This window comes from Novosphingobium umbonatum (assembly GCF_004005905.1).
GTDB classification, from domain to species: Bacteria; Pseudomonadota; Alphaproteobacteria; order Sphingomonadales; family Sphingomonadaceae; genus Novosphingobium; species Novosphingobium umbonatum.
In genome coordinates this window covers 1-7196 of sequence record NZ_SACO01000029.1, presented here as the reverse complement: position 1 = coordinate 7196, position 7196 = coordinate 1, and the positions used below count along the sequence as shown (strand labels likewise).

Annotated in this window: 9 protein-coding genes; 3 read left to right on the top strand and 6 right to left on the bottom strand. The window is 57.8% G+C overall.

Features of this window, described 5'->3' with window-relative positions; all coding sequences use genetic code 11:
* Positions 1-180, bottom strand: a 180-nt coding sequence (locus tag EOE18_RS18710) for a hypothetical protein (protein WP_220446050.1), incomplete at its 3' end; no start/stop codon positions are given.
* A gap of 187 nt (positions 181-367) precedes the next feature.
* On the opposite strand from EOE18_RS18710, the gene EOE18_RS17965 reads away from it, so the two are divergent.
* On the top strand, positions 368-1807 hold the full coding sequence (locus EOE18_RS17965; RefSeq protein ID WP_127712098.1) for an IS1182 family transposase: 1440 nt from the start codon (positions 368-370) through the stop codon (positions 1805-1807).
* Positions 1808-2036: 229 nt separating this feature from the next.
* On the opposite strand, the gene EOE18_RS17960 is transcribed toward EOE18_RS17965, so the two are convergent.
* The gene (locus EOE18_RS17960; protein ID WP_127712096.1) at positions 2037-3005 is read right to left on the bottom strand and encodes a magnesium and cobalt transport protein CorA; all 969 of its coding nucleotides are present in this window, start codon (positions 3003-3005) and stop codon (positions 2037-2039) included.
* 148 nt (positions 3006-3153) lie between these two features.
* Between EOE18_RS17960 and EOE18_RS17955 the strand changes: the two genes are divergently transcribed.
* The gene (locus EOE18_RS17955; protein ID WP_127712094.1) at positions 3154-3846 is read left to right on the top strand and encodes a hypothetical protein; all 693 of its coding nucleotides are present in this window, start codon (positions 3154-3156) and stop codon (positions 3844-3846) included.
* Between the two features lie 226 nt (positions 3847-4072).
* On the opposite strand, the gene EOE18_RS17950 is transcribed toward EOE18_RS17955, so the two are convergent.
* The 4 genes from EOE18_RS17950 to EOE18_RS17935 are packed head-to-tail and all read right to left on the bottom strand — an operon-like array spanning position 4073 to position 6771.
* On the bottom strand, positions 4073-4948 hold the full coding sequence (locus EOE18_RS17950) for an aldo/keto reductase (protein ID WP_220446049.1): 876 nt from the start codon (positions 4946-4948) through the stop codon (positions 4073-4075).
* Entirely contained in the window at positions 4945-5595 is a 651-nt protein-coding gene (locus EOE18_RS17945; protein WP_220446048.1) for a DUF1080 domain-containing protein, read from the bottom strand. Before EOE18_RS17945 ends, EOE18_RS17950 begins: the two co-directional genes overlap by 4 nt.
* Before the next feature lie 4 nt (positions 5596-5599).
* The gene (locus EOE18_RS17940; RefSeq protein ID WP_127712092.1) at positions 5600-5785 is read right to left on the bottom strand and encodes a tautomerase family protein; all 186 of its coding nucleotides are present in this window, start codon (positions 5783-5785) and stop codon (positions 5600-5602) included.
* Positions 5786-5796: 11 nt separating this feature from the next.
* Positions 5797-6771, bottom strand: a complete 975-nt coding sequence (locus tag EOE18_RS17935; protein WP_127712090.1) for an alpha/beta fold hydrolase — start codon at positions 6769-6771, stop codon at positions 5797-5799.
* Between the two features lie 87 nt (positions 6772-6858).
* Here EOE18_RS17935 and EOE18_RS17930 point away from each other — a divergent pair, with 87 nt between their 5' ends.
* On the top strand, positions 6859-7086 hold the full coding sequence (locus tag EOE18_RS17930) for a helix-turn-helix domain-containing protein (protein ID WP_246027537.1): 228 nt from the start codon (positions 6859-6861) through the stop codon (positions 7084-7086).
* Positions 7087-7196: the final 110 nt, after the last annotated feature.

Sequence of the window (7196 nt, the reverse complement as noted above, 5' to 3'; positions counted from 1 at the left end):
GTCTCCAAACAGCTTGGAAATTTCGGCGCCGAACCAGCGGTCAATTAGATCCGCTTCCGCAGCCAAGGTCGACCATGAATCACTTAGGTCGACTTTGACAAGGGGGGTCCCATTTGGGGACAGGTTTACGGAATCAGCGCCGTGCTGTTTGTTTGAGGGAATGTCGTCCGGCGCGTCCATGCGCTGGAAATCTCATATGTGCGCTTGTCTTTCATGGGGAGGGTTAGTGCGGTTGATTTTGTGTCTTGGGCGAACGCTGGATGTTGGTTTGTCCAACGATGTGGGGTTTGCTTCTGACTGAAGGCGACCCAGACTGTGTGAAAACGCATCAGATGTGCTATGATGCGGTGGCAGTCTGGAGGGTCATATGGGTCGCTTCATCACCGGTGCGGATCGTAGCGAAACGACATTTTTTCCGCCGTGCGTTGATGACTGGATCGGAGAGGATAATCCAGTTCGGGCGGTTGATGCCTTTGTTGCTGCGCTCGAGCTTGGAGAGCTTGGTTTTGGCGGTGTCAAGCCTGCTGCGACGGGGCGCCCCTCGTATCATCCCTCGGTTCTGCTCAAGCTTTACATCTATGGCTATCTGAACCGGGTGCAGTCGAGCCGCCGCCTAGAGCGTGAGGCCGATCGGAACGTCGAACTGATGTGGTTGACCGGGCGGCTCGTGCCCGATCACAAGACGATCGCTGACTTTCGCCGCGATAATGGCGACGCCATCCGACAGGTCTGCGGGCGTTTCGTTCTGCTGTGCCGCCAAATGGGACTGCTGGCAGGCAACAGCGTTGCTATCGACGGCAGCAAGTTCAAGGCCGTGAACAACCGGGATCGCAACTTCACCAAAGCCAAACTGGAGCGTCGGCGTCAGCAGATCGAGGAAAGCGTTGCGCGCTATTTGGCCCAACTTGATACCGCTGACCGGCACGAGCCGACGGATGCACTGGTGGCCAAGACAGACAGGCTCAAGGAGAAGATCACCAGGCTCGAACAGGAAATGGAGCGCCTCGATGGACTGGAAGCGCAGATGCTGGCGTCACCTGACCGCCAAATTTCGCTGACCGATCCTGACGCGCGATCGATGTCGAGCAGCGGACGCGGAACAGGCGTGGTCGGCTATAATGTGCAAGCCGCTGTCGATACCGAACACCATCTGATCGTCGCACATGAGGTTACGAATATCGGCACCGACCAGGCACAGTTGAGCGGCATGGCGAAAAAAGCGAAAGCCGTTTTGGAGGCAGAGCGGCTCGATGTCGTGGCCGATCGCGGTTACTTCTCAAGCGAAGAGATACTGGCCAGCGAACAGGCCGGGGTTACCGTGACCTTGCCGAAACCGATGACCTCCCGCGCCAAGGCGGAGGGGCGGTTCGGAAAAGTGGACTTCATCTATTTACCCGAGCAGGACGTCTATCGCTGTCCGGCCGGCGACATGCTCACCTATCGTTACACCAATGTGGAAGCCGGTCTGACGGTAAGCCGATATTGGACGAGTGCTTGCCCCAAATGTCCGATCAAGATCCAATGCACACCGGGAAAGGAACGGCGCGTCACTCGATGGGAGCATGAGACCGTCCTCGAAACCATGCAGGAACGCCTTGATGCCAATCCCGATGCCATGCGCATACGGCGCCAGACAGTTGAACATCCCTTTGGCACTCTCAAAGCCCGCATGGGTTCCACCCACTTCCTGACAAAAACCAAGCCGCGTGTTTCAACGGAAATGGCGCTTCACGTTCTGGCCTATAACCTGACCCGGGTGCTCAACATCATGGGGAGCAAGGCCATCATGAAAGCCATCGCAAGCTGAGGCCGCTTGCAAACAACCAAACCGCGCAGGTTCTTCGAACGCCCCAGCTAAAATCTGCCAGTCACGTTTTTACACAGTCTGGACCAACAAGCGCCGTTCCTCGTTCACTCCATGAAGGGCAGCTTTACCTGAAAACTGCCCCTCACAAACTCATCTCCTTTTCACGCAGGCGGAATTCAATTGGCCCGCGTTGCCTTTCATGCCTTTTCGTGAAAGCCACAAACCCCTGTCAAATCCATCGCGCCGTTTTGAAGCGACGGTATAGTATGGCGCAAATCGTAGCGATCACGACCAGAACGATGAAATAGCCATAACGTGTCTTGAGTTCGGGCATATTCTCAAAGTTCATCCCATAGATGCCTGCAATGGCCGTCGGAACTGCCAGAATCGCTGCCCAAGCTGCCAGTTGGCGCGTGATTACGCCCTGCCGCTGCTGCTCGAACAGGTGGCTGACTTCGAACACAGTTGTCAACACATCGCGCAATGATCCGACCATGCCATCAATTCTGCGGACATGATCAAGGACATCCCTGAAATAGGGGCGAACTTCCGGATCGAGATAAGGCAGCTCCATATGCTCCAGCTTTGCACAAAGATCCGCCATCGGGCCAAGCAAACGCTGGAAACGCATCAACTCGCGGCGCAAGGTAAACAGGCGTGTCACCTCATCCCGTTCTAGAAAGGCGTCGAGCGCACGATGTTCCATCGTTAAGACATTTTCTTCGATCGCCTCCACAATCGGGAAATAGCCGTCGACAATGAAATCCAGTATCGCATGCAATACATAATCTACGCCATGTTCCAGCAAATGTGGCGCGGCTTCCAGTTGTTCGCGCAAGGCAGAGTGGGCGCGTTCAGAACCGTGGCGGACGCTGATAATGTGGTTGGCGCCAACAAAGATTGCGGTCTCCCCATAGGCGATCTTGTCGTCTTCCAAATGAGCGGTGCGCGCGACCACGAAAAGCTGATCGCCATAAACATCGACTTTGGGAAGTTGATGGGCCTTCAACGCATCTTCAATCGCCAGCGGATGCAGGTCAAAGTTGATTTGCAGCTTGCGCAGTTCCTCCTCGGTGGGTTCGAAAAGGCCGATCCACACAAAGTCGGACCGGTCAATGGGGCATTGCACTGGGGTGTCGAGCGCGATGGGTTCAATCCGACGGCCATTGCGATAGTGATAGGAAGCGATGACAGTCATGCAGTTCCCTCATTGGATAGGTACCCTCCCTATCAGCATAGGCGTGTTGGGGGAACCGTAGGTAATGGTAGCGCCCAAAGGCATGGCTGGGCGGCTCATGGGCAGGGCTTGGATGGAAACTGTCATCTTCTCAGGCTAACGCGATGGAATGCGTCCAGCCCTGTTTATCCTTCTCTTCGCACTTTCCGCATCATCGCTGGAAGCTGCGCGTCCTTTGGTCACCGATGATGCCCGACTTACAACTGTACAAAGTTGTCAGTTGGAAACATGGGTGCGCAGCTATAACAGCCGCCGCGAAGCGTGGGCTTTGCCCGCCTGCAACCCAACCGGCAATTTCGAGATTACCGCTGGTGTGGGGCAAGTGGTTGGCGGCGAGATGCAGGCCAGCACAGATTTGATGGTTCAGGCCAAAACGCTCTTCCGGCCATTGCAAACGAATAGCTGGGGTATCGGCTTGGCCGCTGGTTTGATGCATCATGCCGACGTGAGCGCAGGCCCCAACGGCTTTGGCAACTTATACGCCTATATTCCTGTGTCTGCGTCCTTCTATGACGACAAGTTCACCGTTCACGCCAATGTCGGGTGGATCAAATCGCGCGGTGACAACCACGCCATAAGCTGGGGCGTGGGAACTGAAACGCGCATCAGCCAACGCTTGATTTTGGTGGCCGAAACCTACGGTGATCCGCGTTATGCGCCCTATGCTCAAATGGGCATGAGGTATTTCATCGTACCGGACAGGGTGCAGGTTGATGCAACCGTTGGCCAACAAATTAATCAAGGCGGGTCGGGACGGTGGTTTTCGCTAGGCCTCCGGCTCACCCCGGGAAAGCTGTTTTAAGCAGGTTTGCCCGCGGCTTTGGCCCAAACGCGGCAATTGCTTCCGTCATTATTCGACCAACTATCGTCGTTTCAATACCGCGCCGGGAATGGCGGCTTTCTCCGACATCTGTCTTTGGAAATCGGGCCTACACGGTTTAGGACACACCCTTCTCCATCTCCGTCCAAAGATCTGGCGGGATTGGGTCCTGAAGCATCAGCGCATTTTCGTGCGCCTTGAGCGGCGATTAAGCGCCAGGCACGATGGCCTCTACCGCAGGGTGGCGGGCGCAGAACTGTAACGCGGCGGCCTTCAGGCTGATTTCATAACGCGCGCACACCTGCGCCAGACGATTGCGCTGTTCAATCCGCTGCGCACTGGCCGGGCGGTAATCGTCATGCGGGCCATCAGCCAGAATGCCAGAATTATAGCATCCGCCCAGCACGACCGGCACACCAAGCCGTAGGCACTGCGCCAGCAGGTCCTCCGCGCTACGATCCAGCAATGTATAACGTCCCGAAATGTGGATGATCTCAGGATCAGCCTGCTCCAGCGCGCGCAGACATGGCTCGATCACATTGTTGCCCATGCCCCATGCGCGGATCACGCCCTGATCGCGCAACGCCCGCAGGGCGCGGAAGGCTCCATTCAGCGCTATCGGCCAATGCTCTTCCCACGCGGGGCCCAAATGATCGCCCCCCAGATCATGCACATAGACGATGTCGATCCGGTCCAGTCCAAGGCGCTGAAGCGAGTCCTCAAAACTGCGCATGGCGGCGTCATAGCCATAGTCGACATGCGCGTGGAACGGCAGGCCGCCCTTGAACAGTCCCGCCTCGTCCGAACTGGGGCCGTGGATGATCTTTGGCGCGGCTGATTTTTCCCGGCCGGGGCACATCAATCGGCCGACCTTGGTGGAAATGACAAAATCCTCGCGGGGCATCTGGCGCAGGAACCGGCCAAAGCGATGCTCGCCCAGCGTGCCGCCATAGACGGGCGCGGTATCGAAATGCCGCGCGCCGCTGTCCCAGGCTGCCTGCATGGTGGCGTCGGCGGTCGCCTCGTCGATGGGAGCGAACATGTTGCCCAATGGAGCACCGCCAAACCCCAGCTTGTCGATCATTGCGGCATGACCTTGATGTTGCGGAAATGGGCGATGGTGGCCGTTTCGATCCACAGACCCACGCCGCCACGCAAATCCGCACCCAGCTTCAGATCATTGACGATCAACACCGGCGAGGCACGGTGATCGAGATAGAGCCTGGCCTGCGCCCCCGTTACCACGATCCGCATATGCACCCAGCGACCGGGGGCAATGTCGGCGGCGGTCTCGTATCGCTCGGGGCTTTCGCGGCGCAGACGGTCAAAGCGCCAATCGGGAAAGGCCGCATATTGCACGGCATGATTTCGCCGCACCTGATCATCGGCCACGCCATTGGTTGGCCGCAGGTAAAAACTTTCAAACCGCGCACCATCATAGCGGAACGCCAGCCCTACAAAGCCGCGCGCAAATGCGGGGGCTCCGGGCGCCAGGCCCGCCTTTACCTCGGCCTCGATCACGCCATTGTGAAAATCGATTGGCAACCACGCCATGAAATCCCGGTCGGCCAAGGCTTCGCGGGCCGGATCCTGCCAATATTGGCGCGGCATGGACAGGCGCAGACCTTCGGAATCTTTGGCCAGTTCCACCCCATTGACCCGAAACGCGGACGGCGCTGGATCGGCGGCATGTGCCGAGGTAGGCAGCGCTAACGCGGCGACTACACCCATGGCGCTATTCCTGCGCATACAGCTTCCCCGCTCCTGCCCAATCCGAAGGCTTCACATCCTCAAAAATCACATAGACATAGGATGGATCCGTGCTGGTATTGCGGGCAATGCTGTCGGTGATGTCGGCGGCTACCTTGGCCTTTTGGGCGGTGTCTTTGCCTGCAAACCAACTGACGCGAACGACGGGCATGGGATGCTCCTTTACTGATCAAGAAACCGGGTCAGGTCGGCCACAAATTTGACCGGGTTTTTATAAGCCAGCAGGTGATCGCCATGTTCGGCGGCGGTGTAGACAAACACGCGGGCATCCCGGATCTGGCGCGCAGCCCAGTGCTGGCTGGCCACATTGGCGCTCAATTCGCCGGTAAAGAAGGCAGTGGGACGGTCGATCTTATGAGAGATCACGTCGCGCCAATCGTTGCCCGCATGGTCGCGCATCACCAGACCCATATGCACCATGTCATTGTGGATGAAGGCATCGGAAAAGCCCTGTGAATTCTCGAAATAGGGTGTGCGATCCCGCATCAGACGGGTGAACAGATCGCTGCCATCCGGTTTTGGCGCCAGAGCAGAGCGGAACCCATCATAGCTGTCGGCAATCGCGCCTGCATCGCGGCGTTGCTCGTCGGTCCAATCCGATCCGGCGATCAAGGAGATCCCTTCGTCTATAAAGACCAGCTTGCGCATGCCTTGCGTGCCATACAGGTCGATGTGGCTCCAGATCACGCTGGCGCCCATCGAATGGCCCACGTAATCGGCCTCGCCCACCTGTGCGGCCGCGCGAAATTCATGCAAATCAGCGGCATAGCGGGCAATCCGCGCGCCATAGTCAACCCGGCCAGACAGGCCCTGATTGCGTGGATCAAGTACCAGTACACGGTGATTGCGTGCCAGCAGCCACATCACATTCACGTATTCCGCCCCATTGGACGACCAACCGGGGATTATGACGATGGGCCGCCCTGTTCCGGCCTCCCACCACGTCATGCGCACGCCGTCGCTGGTGGTGAAATGTTTGATCTGCAGGGCAGGAAAGTCCGAAAGCTTGGCAGGCATCCCCGCGATGGCATTGGGAAAGACATAATCGCGGCCCAGCACGCTAATGGCCGGTTCGGCGTGCGCCGTCGTTAGGCCTGTCAGGCCAATGCTCAAAGCCAGCAACAAAGATCGCAGCATATGTCACCAAGAAGAAAGAGGAAGCACCCGCTTATGTCGCAATTCCACACTTGACGGAATGGCGCCTAAAATCCGATCAGTAAGGACATGATGTCCTCAATCTCTCATCTGGAATCGCTGTCCGGCCTCTCCGCCTTTGTAGCGACGGTCGAAGCTGGCGGGTTTGCACCGGCTGCGCGACGGCTTGGCCTGTCGCCATCTGCCGTGGGCAAGGCGGTGGCGCGGGTCGAGGCGCGGCTTGGTCTGCGTTTGCTCAACCGCACTACCCGGCAGGTGGTGATGACCTTTGAAGGTGAGCATGTTGAGTTGCGCTGAGAATTGACCCGGGAGGGGCGTAAATTTTCACTGAGAATTGACCCATGCTTTCCTCGCCTCCGGCTGACAGTCGGGAGGCATCGGAGTGATCGACATGGACCTACTCAGTG

Bases quoted from the DNA above. Each gene is read 5' to 3' on its own strand.
- EOE18_RS17965 (WP_127712098.1), top strand. From the start codon at position 368: ATGGGTCGCTTCATCACCGGTGCGGATCGTAGCGAAACGACATTTTTT.
- EOE18_RS17960 (WP_127712096.1), bottom strand. From the start codon at position 3,005: ATGACTGTCATCGCTTCCTATCACTATCGCAATGGCCGTCGGATTGAA.
- EOE18_RS17955 (WP_127712094.1), top strand. From the start codon at position 3,154: ATGCGTCCAGCCCTGTTTATCCTTCTCTTCGCACTTTCCGCATCATCG.
- EOE18_RS17950 (WP_220446049.1), bottom strand. From the start codon at position 4,948: ATGATCGACAAGCTGGGGTTTGGCGGTGCTCCATTGGGCAACATGTTC.
- EOE18_RS17945 (WP_220446048.1), bottom strand. From the start codon at position 5,595: ATGGGTGTAGTCGCCGCGTTAGCGCTGCCTACCTCGGCACATGCCGCC.
- EOE18_RS17940 (WP_127712092.1), bottom strand. From the start codon at position 5,785: ATGCCCGTCGTTCGCGTCAGTTGGTTTGCAGGCAAAGACACCGCCCAA.
- EOE18_RS17935 (WP_127712090.1), bottom strand. From the start codon at position 6,771: ATGCTGCGATCTTTGTTGCTGGCTTTGAGCATTGGCCTGACAGGCCTA.
- EOE18_RS17930 (WP_246027537.1), top strand. From the start codon at position 6,859: ATGATGTCCTCAATCTCTCATCTGGAATCGCTGTCCGGCCTCTCCGCC.